This is a genomic window from Fibrobacter sp. UWEL (assembly GCF_900142535.1).
Lineage (GTDB): Bacteria > Fibrobacterota > Fibrobacteria > Fibrobacterales > Fibrobacteraceae > Fibrobacter.
Genome location: NZ_FRBE01000009.1, coordinates 1 through 16,892 on the forward strand (window position 1 = coordinate 1; position 16,892 = coordinate 16,892).

General features: G+C 51.1%; 12 protein-coding genes, 2 tRNA genes and 1 pseudogene. 5 read left to right on the plus strand and 10 right to left on the minus strand.

Annotated elements, in window-relative coordinates; genetic code table 11:
* Window positions 1-239: pseudogene (locus BUB59_RS07180) on the plus strand (hypothetical protein); the annotation flags it as partial.
* 375 nt (window positions 240-614) lie between these two features.
* Here the strand turns inward: BUB59_RS07180 and BUB59_RS07185 are convergent.
* The 6 genes from BUB59_RS07185 to BUB59_RS07210 form a co-directional block, all read right to left on the minus strand.
* Window positions 615-687, minus strand: a tRNA-Gly gene (locus tag BUB59_RS07185).
* 85 nt (window positions 688-772) lie between these two features.
* Entirely contained in the window at window positions 773-2,200 is a 1,428-nt protein-coding gene (locus BUB59_RS07190; RefSeq protein WP_143160273.1) for an SIMPL domain-containing protein, read from the minus strand.
* A gap of 93 nt (window positions 2,201-2,293) precedes the next feature.
* Window positions 2,294-3,787: a sodium:solute symporter gene (locus BUB59_RS07195; RefSeq protein WP_073227776.1), complete on the minus strand. Its 1,494-nt coding sequence runs from the start codon at window positions 3,785-3,787 to the stop codon at window positions 2,294-2,296.
* Window positions 3,788-3,801: 14 nt separating this feature from the next.
* Window positions 3,802-5,634 carry a diguanylate cyclase gene (locus tag BUB59_RS07200; RefSeq protein ID WP_073227778.1) on the minus strand — a complete coding sequence of 611 codons (1,833 nt, stop codon included), beginning with the start codon at window positions 5,632-5,634 and terminating at the stop codon, window positions 3,802-3,804.
* 23 nt (window positions 5,635-5,657) lie between these two features.
* A complete protein-coding gene (locus tag BUB59_RS07205; protein WP_234979988.1) occupies window positions 5,658-6,791 on the minus strand; it encodes an LptF/LptG family permease in 1,134 nt (377 codons plus the stop codon).
* On the minus strand, window positions 6,788-8,206 hold the full coding sequence (locus BUB59_RS07210; protein ID WP_073227785.1) for an LptF/LptG family permease: 1,419 nt from the start codon (window positions 8,204-8,206) through the stop codon (window positions 6,788-6,790). Before BUB59_RS07210 ends, BUB59_RS07205 begins: the two co-directional genes overlap by 4 nt.
* A 65-nt stretch (window positions 8,207-8,271) precedes the next feature.
* Here BUB59_RS07210 and BUB59_RS07215 point away from each other — a divergent pair, with 65 nt between their 5' ends.
* Genes BUB59_RS07215 through BUB59_RS07225 form a run of 3 tightly spaced genes read left to right on the plus strand, consistent with a single transcriptional unit; the run spans window position 8,272 to window position 11,690 of the window.
* Complete coding sequence (locus BUB59_RS07215) at window positions 8,272-9,126, plus strand: outer membrane protein assembly factor BamD (RefSeq protein ID WP_073227788.1); 855 nt, start codon at window positions 8,272-8,274, stop codon at window positions 9,124-9,126.
* Between the two features lie 15 nt (window positions 9,127-9,141).
* Window positions 9,142-10,020 carry a hypothetical protein gene (locus BUB59_RS07220; RefSeq protein ID WP_073227793.1) on the plus strand — a complete coding sequence of 293 codons (879 nt, stop codon included), beginning with the start codon at window positions 9,142-9,144 and terminating at the stop codon, window positions 10,018-10,020.
* A complete protein-coding gene (locus tag BUB59_RS07225) occupies window positions 10,020-11,690 on the plus strand; it encodes a PHP domain-containing protein (RefSeq protein WP_073227796.1) in 1,671 nt (556 codons plus the stop codon). Before BUB59_RS07220 ends, BUB59_RS07225 begins: the two co-directional genes overlap by 1 nt.
* 148 nt (window positions 11,691-11,838) lie before the next feature.
* Here BUB59_RS07225 and BUB59_RS07230 read toward each other — a convergent pair whose 3' ends face one another.
* Window positions 11,839-12,522, minus strand: a complete 684-nt coding sequence (locus BUB59_RS07230) for a tetratricopeptide repeat protein (RefSeq protein WP_073227799.1) — start codon at window positions 12,520-12,522, stop codon at window positions 11,839-11,841.
* A 110-nt stretch (window positions 12,523-12,632) separates the two neighbouring features.
* Here BUB59_RS07230 and BUB59_RS07235 point away from each other — a divergent pair.
* Window positions 12,633-12,705: transfer RNA gene (locus BUB59_RS07235), tRNA-Thr, on the plus strand.
* A gap of 168 nt (window positions 12,706-12,873) precedes the next feature.
* Here BUB59_RS07235 and BUB59_RS07240 read toward each other — a convergent pair.
* The 3 genes from BUB59_RS07240 to BUB59_RS07250 form a co-directional block, all read right to left on the minus strand.
* A complete protein-coding gene (locus tag BUB59_RS07240; RefSeq protein ID WP_073227802.1) occupies window positions 12,874-13,098 on the minus strand; it encodes a hypothetical protein in 225 nt (74 codons plus the stop codon).
* Between the two features lie 134 nt (window positions 13,099-13,232).
* The gene (locus BUB59_RS07245) at window positions 13,233-15,146 is read right to left on the minus strand and encodes a tetratricopeptide repeat protein (RefSeq protein ID WP_073227805.1); all 1,914 of its coding nucleotides are present in this window, start codon (window positions 15,144-15,146) and stop codon (window positions 13,233-13,235) included.
* 25 nt (window positions 15,147-15,171) lie between these two features.
* Window positions 15,172-16,890 carry a tetratricopeptide repeat protein gene (locus BUB59_RS07250; RefSeq protein ID WP_073228057.1) on the minus strand — a complete coding sequence of 573 codons (1,719 nt, stop codon included), beginning with the start codon at window positions 16,888-16,890 and terminating at the stop codon, window positions 15,172-15,174.
* Between the last annotated feature and the right edge of the window lie 2 nt (window positions 16,891-16,892).

Sequence of the window (16,892 nt, forward strand, 5' to 3'; positions counted from 1 at the left end):
TCACCGTAAACACCGAACGCGATAAGAAAATCCTGGAGGATCAAGTGGCCTGTACAATCAGTATTGACGAACAGATCGGACGCCTGTTCCTTTCTTACGTTGAAGGGGAGAATAAGGCTAGGCTTGAAGATGCTGAGGCTCTCCTTCGCGAAGGGGATTCCGTAGAGCGTGTGGCTCGCGTGCTCAAACTTCCCGTAGAAAAGGTCAAGGAGCTGGCGGACAAGATTAAAAACGCTTAGGCTTGTCGCAGTCGTTTTCGCAGCCCCCTGCTTCGCAGGGCTGCTCCCACATTCCATTCGCAGCTTCGCTGCGAGAGCGGGAAAAGGGAATGCTCAGTCGTGGTCCCCTCGCTACGCGAGGCCACTCGCTCACATTCCATTCGCAGCTTCGCTGCGAGAGCGGGAAAAGGGAATGCTCAGTCGTGGTCCCCTCGCTACGCGAGGCCACTCCTTCGCCCTTCGGGCTTGCGGCTTCGCCGTAAGCTCATTATTTGACTCCACGGGCTGCGCCCACGAGGCAAATAATGCCGCACCCTCTTCGAGGGTCCGGTCCCTTCTCTTCACGTTCCAAGAAAAAAGAAGAAGCACCACAAAGTGGTGCTTCTTCTTTTTTAGAGCGGGAAAAGGGACTCGGACCCTCGACCCCGACCTTGGCAAGGTCGTGCTCTACCAACTGAGCTATTCCCGCGGGGTGACCCATATATAGCTAAATAATTTCAGCTTGTAAAGGGATATGGGCCATTTTTTTGAACTTTTTTTCTTTTTATGCGGTTTTAGTACTCCAGTTCAGTCACTACGCTGATAAAGGAGGAAATTTCCACGGAATCGGCGATGTTCATTGCGGCGGATCCACCACCCAGGAGCCCACTAAGAGCCATTTTCCCTCTAGGAGGAGACTTGCGCAGCACGGCTGCATCATTATAACTATCAAATTCGTTTAGCACCATTTCATCCAGGCCACTTTCCGCATTATCGGCAACGTTCACCACGTCCCCCATCTTGCCGCCGAAGCCTTCTGCCAAGGCTTTCGCGCGGGCGAGGGCCTTCTGTGCAGCCATGTGAGTCACCTGGACTCGCAAGGAATCCTCATTGGTCAAAGCAGGGGTCGCCTCATTCATCATGACGTTCTCGATTTCAGCAAGAGCGGAGTAGAACGCAACCGCCGCAGCCTTGGAGGTGAAGTTCACAGTTACCGCCTGAGTCGCCATCACAGGATTTTTCGCCTGTTCAGCTTCACGCAGCTCCCATTTGCCCTTCTTGCGAATGTATATGGATTTTACATCGATTTCAGATTCCGCAACCCCCAAGTTTTTCGCAAGTTCTACAATCTGGCTGCGTTTTTCCGCCACCTGCTTGTAGAGAGCCTCTTTGCTTTTTCCGTCAATGGAAACACTAGCAGACACAATAAACTTATCCGCAAGGAACATTTTCTGTTCATGCTGATTGACCGTGATATAGGAATTCTTGGAATCGTTCTTTCCAACCAGGCGCATATCCGTTTGAACGATTGCATTCACTCTAACAGAATCAGACTGGCTGTAGTATTCATCCGCAAAGGAATAACCCTTCACCGTAATTGCGGTACCAACCTTAGCGCCCACACTCTGGGCGTATTCATCCGCTTTCAGCTTAGCTTTTTTGCAGGCGCTCTTAATCGTTTCCATTTCCATGGACTCTGCGTTTTTCAGTTGTCCCTTGGAGCGAACGCCATCCACAAATGCGAATTGGGTCAGTTCCTGTTCCAACGCTTCGGACGCATCCTTGCTGGGCAAACGGACTTCAAAACTCTGCACAGCCAGGAAGCCATCGTCTACACGTTTGTTTTTTACATAGGTCCATTCCTTGTTCACATTGACGCTAGCCTGTTCCACACTTTTCTCGTCGATTTTCAACTTCTTGAACAGGGCGAGAACCTTATCCCGATCTTCACCAACTTGAACAAAAGCCTTGTTCTTGACCTTGTTCTTTTCGGTAATGACGAAACTGGTTACGTACTCGTCTGCAACAAACATACGCTGGTCATCACCCGATACGGAGATGGATCCTCGGCCAGTCTTTTCAATTACTGGCTTTGCAATTCCCAGGGTCTGGTGATTCAATGAAACCGTTTCCGGGGTTCCGCTTTTTTGCTGGTTCCACAGCAAGCCCAAACATACTGCGGACAAACCAGCGACTGCGACTAAAGATGTTTTGTTAGACATATAGACCTCCTTGTCTTTGTTTGCAATATACGCAATAAAAAAATTGCCGAGCACAAAGTACGCGGCAAAATTTTACTTACACAATTTGGAATATTACTTTTTGGAAGTGGCCAGATTTGCCACCGCATTGACGACTAGCGCAACCGCGATGGTGGTGGTCATGCTGATGAGAGGCATCCAGGGCCAGCTAAAGATTCCACCAAGCACCGCGGGCACATGGAAGGCGGGAATTCCCTGAACCAGGATGAGGCTACCCATACCGCAGAGTACAGCCACGATGACGCACCAGCCACGAAGTCTCTTTTCCGCAAATCCAAATACTTTATCAGCAAAGAAAGCCAGCAGGAACATGCCAAGAAGAGGACCTGTAAAGAGACCAGTAAAGAACACAGCGTTCTTCAGGAGGCTTCCCTGCTGGGTGGCAGCAAAGAGTGCACCGAACACCCCAAGGACACCCCACAAAACCGTCCACAATTTTGCACGTTTGAGACCGCCCAGGCCTTCATTTTCCTTCCAGCCAAAGAAGTCTCTTTCGGAAGTATTGCTGAGAGAATTGATGGCGCCGGAAAGGGAACTCATGGCGGCAGCACAGATAGCAGCAACGATCAAGCCCGTCACGCCTTGAGGAAGCCCGTTTACAATAAAGTAAGGAAACACATCGTTCTGTCCGAGGCCATCGGGAAGCACTGCAGCGTGAGCGCTCTGGTAGTAAACGTAAAGGGCCGCGCCCACCCAGTAGAACAAGATGGAAACCACAACGCCAAGCACCATGGAGAGAACGCTGGAACGGTTGGCCGCCTTCACGTCCTTACAGCTGAGGTAGCGCTGGACAAACTGCTGGTCGCAACCGCGGATGGCGATTTCCAGAATGGCGTAAGCAAAGCCAGCAGAGATCAGCGTGCGGGCGTTGGAAATATCAAGGCTTCCGTCAAACCATTTCGTCTTACCGGCTTCCCCAGCCATACGGGCCATCTCGCCAAAGCCACCTACGGAATTGGAAATGATCAGGAGCACCAAGGCGCCACCGCCAAAGAAGACAATGAACTGCATCACGTCGGTCCAGATTACCGCCTTGATGCCGCCAAACCAGGTGTAGAAAATGGCAACGGCCGCAGACACGATGATAGCCACCTTCAGGTCGATATGCAGGATCTGCGCCAACACAAGCGAAGGAGCGTACAGCAAAATGCCCGTACGAAGCAACAAGTGCATACAGTAGAAGACAGCGGCCAAACGACGTACAGGTCTGCTAAAGCGAACCTCAAACAGTTCGTATGCGCTGGAGATTCCGGAATTCTGGAAGCGGGGAATAAAGACTTTGCCCACCACAAAAATACTGATGAAGGCGCCAATCTGGAACATGAGGAATGTCATGTTGTCGCCATACACATCCGCAGGCGCACCCAGGAAAGTGGTCGCACTGACGGAGGTTGCAATGAGGCTAATGCCCACGGCAATCCAAGGCATGGAGCCGCCGCCCAGCATGTATTCTTTCAGGTTCTTGTTTCCGCGGGAGACCCACAGTCCAATAAAGAGGGAAACCAGAAGGTAGCCCACCAGGACTAGCCAATCAACAGCAGTAAACATAGGACCTCAAAAGGTTAGGATGCAGAAGGAGTTGCATCAAGGGGGCGTTCTTCAAACTGCACCACTCGATTACGTCCACCTTCCTTAGCCTTATAGAGAGCCTGGTCAGCGTTCTGCACAGCCTTCTCCATGTCAACAAAGTCAGGGCCCACCAAGTAAGCGCCAACGCTCACCGTAACCTTAAGCGGTTCAGCCTGGTGGATATCGAATACCAGCTTTTCAACAGCCTTACGAATACGTTCTGCAGTTTCAATCATGCCTTCGGCGGTAGTTTCAATCAGGCCCACCACAAATTCTTCACCACCATAACGACCCACCACGTCGATTTCCTTACGGATTTCATCGCTGATGGTCCTTGCAAAACCGTTAATCACTACGTCACCGATGTTGTGACCGTAGGTATCGTTCACATTCTTGAAGTGGTCAATGTCCATCATCAAGACACCGATGTTATACTTCTTGCGAGCAGCGCGGGTCTTTTCAGAACGGAGGCGTTCATAGAGAGTACGCTTGTTCATAAGACCGGTCATGCTATCGCGGGAAGCCATTTCCTTGCCGTGTTCAAATTTGCGTGCACGGTCATAAGCAAAGCCTGCAACACCTGCAAATGCCTTCAGCAGTTCCTTTTCGTGTTCGCTGTAGGGATGAGCCTTGCTGCTTTCCAAGCAGATAGCGATATCAGCCACCGCGGAATCCGGTTCCGTCGCAATAGGCATGATAAAGAGCTGGCGGAGGTTGGTATTACGCTTTTCGGAATCGTTCAGACGAGGAACGTAATCATTGAATCCCGGCGGGAAGCTACGTTCGATAGGACGGTTGCGCATGAGAGCCAGGACAAAGATGCCCTTGTCGGACAGAGTAAAGCGCTTTTCTGCAAATTCCTTGGCATCCACGCCATCACAGAACACAACGCGTCCGGAATTTTCGGTACCCTTGTTCAACACCAGAATGGTCAGGCGGTCATAGGCCACGTTATCGCGAACGTAATTAATGATTTGCTTGTAAATGTCCTTCACCGTCATGGTCTGGAAGAACTTGCGCTGGTAATTATACAAGCCGCTATACTGCTGCAGGGCAATATGCTTCTGGGCAGAAAGGAAGCCCTTATAGTCCAGCAAGGAAATGGCGCTAGCGATATAGGTCATCGCCTGGGCGGTCACGTCCGTAAAGGCACTGGGGTGAGTAGAGTCCATGACCAAGGCGCCAATACGCTGGCCGTTGTGATCCAGCATGGGAACAGCCACCACGGATTTAATGGGCGGATGGTCGATGTAGTAAGAAAGAATCTTGCTACCAGGAAGGTCACCTTCCAGCAGGCGATTCACACCAGAACGGAACAGCTGGCTTACGATACCCGAATTTTCGGAAATACGTACGCAAGGATCCACAGAGGCTTCCTTGTCGTTCACAAAATTACGAACGCCCCATTCCCTCGGGCTATTCAGCTGGGTAAAGACGATGATGGTATTGACGTGAGGAACCACGGCCTTGAAGGAACGAAGGATATCGCTCATGCCCTTGTTGATGTCCGCATTGGCACGTGCCCAGACCTGGCTTACCTTCAGGGCAGATTCAGGTTCGTTGATCATGCCATTTTCGTTACGGAATTCAGAGCGAAGATCCGGAGAAACCACAGGAACATTACCAGTGGAACGAGCCTTCAGGGAAATAATGGGAAGTGTTGCCGTAGGATTGGCAGAATTAGGGCCAGCAAGGCGGGGGCGATTCATCATGCCCAAAAGCAAGGCCACCACCGCAAAGGGGATAGCGAAAAGGAACATTCCGCCCTGGAACGCAAGTCCAACCAACAGACCTGCCACCACAAACATTATTTCGGACACTGACATATTTTCTCTCTTCTTTTCTTCTTCTACAGGCGGAAAGAACGATACAACATTACGGAAGCGACACCCCCATAAATGAAGTGGCTGATCCATGCCGCCCAGAAGGGGGTCAAGGCTCCGTTCTCACCCATCTTAAGTCCAATTCTTTCAACGATATAATAGCTAAATACAATCAACAGGCCAACGCCAAACTTCTGGGAAAGGCCCCCAGAACGGCTATATCGATGACAGAGGGCGGCGCCAATCAAAAGCACAATCAAGTTCATCCAGTGAGCAGACCTCTTGAAGTGCAAGGCGGTCTCCATGGCCCTAGTGTCTTCACCTGAACGTTTGAGTACTTCAATACGGTTCTTCACCATCTTGGAGTCCATTTCATCGGAAATCTGACGTTCGTTAATCAAGTCGTCGGGATGAGTGGACACCTTCCCGCACAGGGTTTCGTTACGTAGCTTGTGGGCAACAATTTCACCATCCCGATGGAACTCACGAAGGTATCCGCGGTCAAACTGCCAACAGCCTTCCGTACGTCCTGCGATTTTCGGGGCGGCAGAATCTCCCGCGGGGTTCTTTTCGATCCAGCGGACTACGCGGGCATCCACACGTTCTTCAAGGCGACCCTGGTTACGGATGAGAAGGACAACATCTCGACCGGTACGGCTCTTTCCGGAATAATACTTGAAGAACCAGCTGGCCCGTTCGCTATCGATGAAGGTAAAGTCCTGCTTTTCCTTGATTCGGGGGTTCTTCTTTTTCTGGGCGTTGGTCTCCATGATTTCCAGGCGTCGATGGTTTGCATCGGGCAGGACAATCTCGCTCATTTCGTAAGAGGCAACGGACATGAAAATGCCGAAGAAGAAGATGGGCATCAAGGTCTTGAAGGGACTCTGGCCCGAGCTCTGCATGGCGCTCATTTCCAGATGGCGAGCCATGTTACCGACAGATGCAAGAACGGCGATGAACAGAGCCACAGGCGTAATCAGGTACACCATGTAGGGAATGTAGCTGACATAGTAGTCTATGGCTTCCTTAGTATCGCGGGCAAGCCATGTCTTGATGTTACCCACAAAGTCGATCACTGCAAACATGAGGATCGCGCCAAGAAGCACGATCAGGAACATCTTCAGGAAGTTCCACATCAAGTACCGGGGGAAACGCATCATCCGAACCTCCGGGTCAGTTTCTTGAAGATTCTCCCGAAGAAGCCCTTCACCGCACGCAGTGCACGGAAGAACTTGGAATCGCCGGAGAAGCGGTCTCGAACCATGGCGATGGTAATGAACACGCCGAAAACACCGATGATGATGTTGCTCATCCACATGGCAAGAACCGGCGACATCAGAAGCCTATCGGCCATATTTTCCCCGCCAATGAGGCAAATCCAGTAAATGACGAAGAACGCAAGACTGTAAAGAATACCCGTGCCAATACCGCCCTTACGGGCCATAATACCTAAAGGAGCTCCAATCAGGATAAACACGAAGCAGGCAAAACCAGTACTGTACTTTTTGTGGATTTCCACCCGGTATTGAGCCTGACGTTTCTTTTCGGCATCCATACGGCCAAAAAGACGTTCCGTAGTGCGAAGAGCGGCAATTTCCTGGATGCGCAACCTCTGGAGAGACCTCCTACGCTGGATAGAATCCATAGGGGCAACATTGTCATCGCCTTTCAGTTTAGGGGCGATAGAATCCCCTTCCAGCTGTTTCTGCAAAGTCACCAGAGTTGCCAATCGGCGAGGCAGAGCCTGTTCCAAGGCCTCCCCGTACTTTTTCTCCGCATCCTCCACCACGTCCATCATCATCTCGATGGGCATTTCACGATCACTGCGGTAACTGCGACTGCGGCGTTCCAGACGGTCATCCACATTCTTCATGGCCAGTTCCTGAGAGAAGAAGCGAATACGGAAATAGTTTTCCGGATTATCCGCATCCGTCATGTGGGTTTCACCGCTCTTCAGGCGCAACATCAAGGTGGCGCCGTTATCCGCATATTCCATGGAGGCGCTATCCGCATAGATAATACGGGGAGCACCCTTCTTTTCCATTTCGTAAATCTGGACGCCATAGAGGGAGCCGGACACAGGGTCAATGCGGGTCACCCAAAGCTGGACATCCGGGAACTGCGTAATCAGTCGTCCCGCATCGATAAAGGCGTGGGGCTTCTTGCGGGAAACCGCATTCATCAACTCCACGGAACGGTGGTTGGCCTCGGGCAGCACCCAGTTGTTAAAGCATACCATCAGTACAGACACCAGCATGGCAACGATCAGTACCGGACGCATCAAGGACAAGGGCGAAATTCCCGCAGCCTTGCAGGCGGTCACTTCCTGGTCGCCCGAAAGACGTCCAAAAGCCATCAGGCTAGCAACAAGCACAGCCATAGGAATGGAAAGAGAAAGCATCCACGCCAGATTCAAGACGAAGATTTCCAACACCGTAGAAGCAGGCAAGCCCTTGGACAGAACATTGTCCAGAATCTTCACCAGAAAGTCCACTACGAAAAGGAACGTAATGCCAAAAAGTGCGGCCAAAAAGGGGCCGACAAGCTCTTTCAATACGTAGCGGACTAAAATCATTTTTCTCGAAGACTAAATTTTTCTACTTTACGGGTGTAAAAATTAGAATTAACCAAAGAAAAAAAATGACCTTGCTTAAAAAGATTCCCCTGTTCTTCGGCTTTTTGACTACTGCCTTTTTAATTAGCTCCTGCGCATCGGGAAGTCAAGAGAAAATGACTCACACCCAATGGTGTGGCGCTCGCTACGAAAAAGCAGAACAGCTGTTCAAGGCGGAAAAGTATGGACGCGCTATCGAAAAGATGGAAGACATCCTTTCCACTTGCGCAGGCACCGGCTATATGGAACAGGCTCAGTTCCTCATTGCAGAAAGTCATTTTAACATGGAAGACTGGATCGAAGCCCGCGGAGAATACGGCAGCTTCATCGTGAACTTCCCCGGCTCCCCCTTCATCGAGACTGCGGAATTCCGTAAGGCAATTTCCTCCTTCAATATGGAATTCCGTGTATCCCGCGACGAGGCTAACACCACCATCGCCATGAAGGATTTTGAACGTTACCTTTCCAATCATCCGGATACTCCCCTCCGCGATTCCGTAAACTACTATTACGGGCTCCTGGTAGACCGCATGGCCGAAAAGGAATTCCAGACCGCACGCCTTTACCTGCGCATGGAAAAGCCCCAGGCAGCCGTCATTTACTTCAAGGAATTCCTGGAAACCTATCCCTATGCCAAGCGCCGTCCGGAAGCCTTGATCATGATTTCCCAGAGCTACAATGACCTGGACCAGTTCGAAACCGCAAAGCTCTACCTGAACATCGCCAAGAAGGAAGCTCCGGCTGACAACAAGGATTTCCAGAAGCAGATCGAAAAGACCGAAAAGAATATCGCCAAGTCCGAGGAAGCCTTCGAGAAGCGCTTGAAGAAGGACTCCGAAAAGAAGCGTATCCTGAAGGAAGAAAAGGAACTGCAGAACTAGTTCCTTCGTGTAAGCATGCGGCTTGATCGTTTTTTCCAGAAGTTTCTTATTGCGTTCACCGCAATCTGCGTATTCTCCGGAATTGCGCTAGCCGATGACGATAGCAAGATTGAACACGACCGAGCAAAACTTTCCATTTTTGCACAGCCCTCCGTTTCTTTCCTTAGCTTTGACCAGCGTAAATATTTCCAGTCCGCCATCGACACCCTCTACAAGAGTTTCAGGGAAGACGCCGTTACCGAAAGCGAATCCTTGAACGTGGCAAAGCAGGACTTCCAGAAAGTCAACTTCTGTTTCCCTATTTCCGCAGGTATTCAATACCAAGTATTCCAGGACAATTTTATTAGCGCAGGTGTGGGATTCATTTACGACAACGAATCCGTAGTCCTTACCGACCGCAAGAACCGAACCCACAACTACAGCTATACCATCCAGGGCATTCCCCTCTTCCTGGAATATCGATTGGGCATTCCTAAAAATTTCATGACCTTGTCGGGAGAATCCCTTTTCAGCATTTCTCTCCGCTGGTATTGGGTTTTGCCGGGCACCGAGATTTACACAACCTGGGGCAAAATTGACGCCAAGACACCCATCACAGGCTCCGGCTACGGCGTAAGCCTTGGCTACCTGGTGGCCAGCTGGAAAGACTTCAAGGTCTACGGGGATGTGGGATTCAGTTCCATCAAGGTCGAGTCCAAGAAATCCTTCGCAGACATCGTTCCCGACGGTCCCGAGGGCAAGGCCAAGTGGAACATTGGCGGCCTCCTGATGCAGGTCCGCGTGAGCTTCGGTCTGATTAATGAACCCGAAGTAAAAGATGACGACGATGATAAAAAGGATGGCGACAAGCCTGCATCAACAGCAGCTCCCATAAAGCACGCTCCGGAGGAATAATGAGTATCCTACCGGGCGAAAAACTGCATTACGCAGAAACCCACTTCAAGTTCAAGCTTCCCTGGTCCCTACTGTACAAGCCATGGCCCGAAATTCTCGTGGACGCCCCTTTCCAATTCATTCCCGGCGTTACACCGAAACTCTGGATGGTAGTACGTGACGCCCATCGATTTCCTACGGAAATCCAGGAAATAACCATCCGGATCGAGAAAGAAAGTGATTCAGAAGAACCTAAGGAATTAAAATATTCCCTAGGAATTCGGGCCGAGGAACAGTTTGCATTTTACCCTGTGGAGATAGGCAATCTTGCTCCCGGCGTATACAAGGTCCATTGCAAGATTACCGCCAGCCGTAACGGCAAGGTTCGCGAATTTTCCCGCTGGAATTATCCGGGATTAAAGCCAAAGCCGCTGCGCATTCACGTTCTTAGCGAGATGCCGCCGAAGCCCGCAGGCTTTATCGCAGGCGAGATGCATTGCCACACCCACTATTCCGCAGACCATGTGGAGCACGGAGCCACTCCCGCCGTTTTTCAAGAGGCGGCAAAAGCTATCGGTCTGGACTTCGTCAGCTGTACGGATCACGCCTATGATTTCGCCTTCCTGACAGAGGACTACACCAAGGAGGCGCCCTCCCCCCTGCCCCGTTTTGAAGCCCTCCGCAAGGAGATTGCAGAATGCAACTCTCGCAACGTTTGGATGGACGCCGGCTCGAGCAGCATAGTCCCTCTGATGATCGCCGGCGAGGAAGTGTCCGTCGGGAATTCCAAGGGCGAAAACGTCCACATGACGGTTCTAGGTCCGTCGGGTTATTTGCCGGGTCTGGGAGACTGCGGCAGAAACTGGCTGGATAACAAGCCTACCTTCAGGATTCCGCAGGTCTTGAAAATGACGGAAGCCCCCTGCTTTGCCGCTCACCCCCATCAGCAAATGGGATATCTGGAAAAGTTCGTTTTCCGTCGCGGCTACTGGAAGTCCGAAGACCTCCAGACAAAAACCGCCCATCCCGTTCGCGGCATCCAGTTCTGGAATGGCCTTAGGGATGAAGGTTTCATGTTGGGTCGTGAATGGTGGATTCAGGAACTGGGTAAGGAGAACTACGTGTTGCCCATTGGCGGGAACGACGCCCACGGCGACTTGAACGATACCACCGCAGTGGACCTGCCCCTGTTCTCCTTAAAGAACAACAGGCATCATGTCTTTGGCAAAGTCCGCACCGTCGTGCAGCTGCTCCTAAGTTCACCGAGCGTAGCCGAGGTGCCGAGCGAAACTGAGGTGCAAGACGTAAGATTGCCGAGCGCAGCCGAGGCACTAAGCGTCGCCGCGGTGCAGCAGGCATTCGCCGGCGAAAACTGCTACGTGACAGATGGCCCTGCCCTCTGGTGGGAACGCTCCTACGACAGCAACGGCCGCAACAGCGGCCTCACGTTCCACGCCCGCAGTAATCCAGACTTAGGCGGTTGCTTCCGATACATCAAGATATTTGGCAGGCGCCGCCTTCCCGGCGGCAAGCTCTCCCCCAGGGAAGAACTTCACCTGGCAAGCCAGGTCGCCACCCTCCCCACAGTAGACATTCCCGTAGACTTCGAAAACTACGTCTACCTGCGGGCTGAATGCGAAACCGCCACCGGCAAATTCGCCCTCACCTCCGCCGCCAAAAGCAGCAACTAGACAAGCAGCGAGCGACGCTACAAGTTCTTCTCAAGACGAAAAGCGAGCGGTCTTAGTAAGCAAAAAGACTCCGTTGTGAACGGAGTCTTTTTAGCGAGAGCGAGCGCAAATCGTAGGTACTTATCCCCACGTACTGCGCGAGCGGTCTTTATTCCGCCAGGAACTTCTTAGCCTTGTCAGCGTAGTTCTGGCTGTCGCCGTAAACCTTCAGGAGCTTTTCTGCAGTAGCCTTAGCCTTGTCAGCCTGGCCCAACTGCTGATAGACGAGAGTCAGCTTCCACATGGCGTCTGCAACAGTGGGAACCTCATCTGCAGGTTCATCCTTCTGGTAACGATCCTTCAGGTCGCCAGTACGCTTACCGAATTCGCCAACGAACTTTTCCAGCAAGGAAGCAGCGGCAGCATAGTCTGCCTTTTCAATCTTCACAGAAGCAAGACCGTGCATTGCAGCGGAACGGATCAAAGCAGAAGAACCAGCATTGTCCAGAGACTTCTGGAACATGTCAGCAGCAGCGTCGAACTCACCCTTTTCAAACATGGTGTTACCGGAAAGGAGAGCAGCCTTAGCCAGAGCCAAGCCCTTCAGCTTACCAGAGTTCATCTGAGCCTGGAATTCAGTCAGGGCGCTGTCGTTCTGTGCGGCATACACATAGGACATTCCCTTACCGAGCAGGTTAGCCTGTTCTGCAGATTCAGACTTCTGGAATTCAAAGTACTTGTTCACGCCAACAACAACAGCCATGACCACCAGCACTGCTGCGATGATCTTGGAACCGTGGTTCGCAAAAAATTCCTTCATTTCAGAATTCTTGGTATTAGATTCGTTTGCCATAATTAGACGTCCGTTTTTAAAATTTTGTGACCCAATTCTAGAAAAAATTTAGGGGCTTGTCAGCCAATCTTGACAAAAAGGGGCTCACTTACTAACTTTGTCCCCACTACGCCACTCTAGCTCAGCTGGTAGAGCAGCTGATTCGTAATCAGCAGGTCGGCAGTTCAAGTCTGCTGGGTGGCTTATTAAGATTAGGGAGGGGTTATACCCCTCCCTAAAACCTTTCCCGGCCCTTGCTATTGCGAGTCCGTTGTCATTTTAGTACTGCAGGATTACACAATATATTGGAGGGGGTCCAACCCCCTCCCTTTTTAACCCTCCTGGGCTCTCGCACTCGCGAGAGCGGGGTGGTTAGAAGCTGCAGCCTAGGGCGCTGAGGACATAGGTTTCGCTTTCGCCCATGCGGTAGAAGGGGCGCAGGTCATCGTCATCGACGATAAAGTCTGCATTGTTCAGCTGGAGCTGTTCGTTAATGCGACGCTTGAAAGCCGCAAATCCATCATCCCAAGGCCTCTGTTCGGGAATTTCTACAACTCGGTTCTTAACACTCAGGGCCTTAACTTTATTCTTTCTCATTTTGATTCCTTTAAGACACCGTTATTATCGTTGTTTCTTTCACTTTTTCATCAGTGTCTTTCTGTGCAGTAAATATAAAAACAAAGGATGTCAAATAATGACATCCTCTGATTTTCCAAAAATTTCAGGATTTTTTATTCGAAGTCGTACATACTGTTGTATGTATTCTCGAGGATTTCGTCTTCCTTGCTCTTGACTTCCGCCTGCTTTTCTTCCGGAGCCTTGTTCAGCTGCTCGTAGTACTTCGCAGAAAGACGATTGATGTGTTCCTCGCTGCTCTTCAGGCGCTTACGGAGTCGTTTGATGTCCTCATCCGTAACCGTCAGGCGGGTATTCAACATCTTTGCAGCCTGCTTGCCCCAGGGAGTCTGCCCATATTCACTGCGAAGCAGCTTATACACGGCCTGGGTGCTGTCCATACGTTCCGGATTCATCTGGAAGTACATGGCCTTCATATAGAGTGCCTGAGCTCCGGACTGGGTTTCAGGATAGGCCTGATAGAGGCTGTCAAACTGTTCAAAGGCGCGGGCATAGGCGGAGTCCACCAAGTCCATCTGGTCCAGCGGAATCTCGGATGCCACCGTCCAGAGGCTTTCAGCCACCAGGTAACGTTCCTTAGCCTCATCCTCACGAGTTTTCAAGGTAACGCGCATACCCAAGTTCACCTGAGCCTGCTTGGCGTACTCCGTATTGGGGTACTTTTCAATCACTTCCTTGTACAGTTCCTCGGCAGAATCAGGATCATGCTTAAATTCATCGTAGATGAAAGCCTTTGCATAGAGAGCTCGCAATACTCGAGCACTGTCCTTGGAATCCTGGATGATATTGTCCAGACGGGCCACTGCACTGTCCGTTTCGTCCAATTTGAACAAGAACAATTCCGCAATCTGGAACTCCGAACTAAAGAAGGAATTCATATTGGGAATGGAATCCTTAGCCTTATCCTCATCATTCTTGGAGCGCATGGCGATCAGGCGCTTCAGAGCATCACGACGTTCACGGCTTTCCTGACCATACTTACTGATGGATCTCGAAAGGAAGCTACTATCGTAATAGACCACGGCCCGGTCATAATTCATGGTCCTGGATTGCTCGTAGTCACCCAGGCAGAAATAGCTACGGGAAGCGTGTTCCGTTTTGGGATAATCCGTATTCACCTTTTGCAGGATCACCATGGCATCGGCCACCTTATCCCCAAGCATGGTCAATTCGCCAATACGTACCAGGAATTCAGGCTGCTTGGATTCAAATTCAGGATTCTTGAACAATTCCTTGTATTCATCAGCAGCAGGCAAATACTGTTTCTGGTTCGCCAGACATTCTGCAGCCTGTTCGCCGGCAGTCTGTCGTTCGCGAACATTCAGGAGCTTGATTTCTTCGGCAGTGTAGTGTTCACGAGCCTTCTCCCAGTCATCCTTCTTGAAGTATAGACCTGCCAGACGGAAATGAGCCTTCGCCCTCATGAAGGGAGTGCCGGCGGTATCTGCAAGGACCGCCTCCAGGGAGGCAATGGCCTGATCCGGGAACTCAGCCTGTTCATCCAGAAGGGACAGAAGATTCAATCCCTGGAAATAATAGGGATGGTCCTTGGAGGCAACCACCGGTTCCAAGGCAAAACGGCTGATGTTATATTCGTGGTTCTTGTAAAGGCAATAGGCACGTTGGTATTCCACAGCAGGCATGGAATCATGGTCTGCGAAATAACGTTCAAATTCGTCATACTTGGTAATGGCCTTATCCCATTCCAGCTTGTGACGGAAAGATTCGCCAATGAGGAAAACAGCTTCGGCAGAACGTTTCTTGTTCTTGGGGAAACGTTCCAAAACGCGGGAGCCCTTTTCGATAATCTTGTCGTATTTCTTGCGTTCTTCTGCGCCAGGCCTGGAGTTATCCGCCTCCGGGATGCTGTCCAAACGGGCTGTTCGCATTTCGGCAGCCTGTTCATCCAGACGTTCTGCATTGAACATATGGTTCAAGTAGGCGCAGCAAGTGCATCCCTCAAAGAGGAATGCCACAAGAGCAAGTATGATGAACCGAATACGAAGCATATGGGTCAAAAGATACAAAATCTGACTAGAACTGATTCAAGTACGTGATATAATCACAGAGTTTCAGTCCCGGCGGCATCACCGTCTTGTCGAAACGAATCATGCGGACTTCGGCAGGCTTACCCACCACGCGGGCGATCATCTCGAAGTTGTCCTGGGTTTCCCATACAGCTGCATCCAGCACAAGACCGTCACCGCAGTCCGTTTCGCCGGTGCTATTGCCAATGCCGGAAATTCTGGAATTCTGCTTCAGCAAGCGGGTAAATACTTCGGGAGCCATGCCCAGATGGTTGGAACTGGAGGAAGAATCATACACCACTACATGAACCTGTCGGAAATGATTCAGGGAGTCAAACACCACCGTATAGGTGTGCTTGTAAGGTGCATTGTAGAAGGATTCCTGCCAGACGTTATTCTTTACCGGCTTGAAGTTGGAGATGGAATACTTCTTGAAGAATTCCTTGGGAGTGGCACCATAGCGAACCACATAATGTCCCAGCATGGTGGTAAAGTCATGACTGGATGTGGGTCTGGATGCTTCACGAAGGCTATCCACCGCACGGCTCAAGTTGGCAGCCAAGCCGCTGGTTTCTCTAGAAACGGGAGCGGCACGAGTAACGTTCGCTTCCTGAATACGCTGCTGGATTTCCGGATACTCGGGATTGTTGCGCTGGATTTCCTGGAACTGCAGGCGAGCGCGATCATACTGGCGTCCCTTCAGGAAGGCTCGACCCAAAGCTTCCCTCAAGGGAAGATTATCGGGATAGCGTTCCACGAGAGGTTCCAGAATGTCGCAAGCGACCTGAGCGCGGTCCTGCGGAGACATAGCCATTCCAGCACCTGCTCCCGGCGGGGTCTTTTCGCCAAGGGTATTGGCCGCTTCCCGTGCAGGCAAGTATTCCGGACGGAAAGCCAAAATACGCTGGTAGATTTTCTCTGCAGTATCAAAATGGCCGTTGTATTCATTTAGGTAGCCCTGGAGCAAAAGCAGGCGGGCGTCCACCGGATACTGGGAAAGTGCATATTCCACCACTGCGGTACAACTATCCAAAAGTCCACTCTGGTGGTAAAGTTCAGCCAGCAGTTCATAAGCCTTGGGAGAATCTCCGTTGGAAAGGCTAATGACAGTTTTCAATTCCGTGGTGGCCTGGACGTTTCTGGATTCCTTCATCAGAAGTTCGCCATACCAGAGTCTCGTCTCATAAAGTGCCGGGGCTTTTTCGGTAGCAACACGAGCCAGTTCCTGAGCAGCGCCCATATTTCCAGACGTGTAAAGGGAACGGCTTTCCAGATAGGAAGAAATGCCGGAGCTGGGATAGCGTCCCTGAAGCTTGCCCGTAAGCAGGGAAAGTCGGTCCCTCTGGTTATCCGTCAGGGAGTCCATTTCAAACAAAGTATTAACAGCACCCCAGAGAGCGGGAGTGAAATCCGGATAGAGAATCACCACTCCATCGTAAATATCAAAGGCACTATTAAAGGATCCGTTACGAAACAATTCCTGGGCACGGCGCATCTCCGTCTGGACCTGAACCGGCATGGAGGTTATTTCGGACTTCAGGTCCGGGGTGTCACCACGGGCCACGGATGAACCCGCGGAAAGACCATAAGGGATGCCCCCTACGGTAATCTTGGAGGGGCCGTAATATTGATAGGCACGAAATCCTCCAAAGGCAAGGAGGGTTCCGCAGCACAATGCAAGGAAAAGGTATGCAGCCTTTTGAGCGGCAGAAGATGAAGTCGCCATAG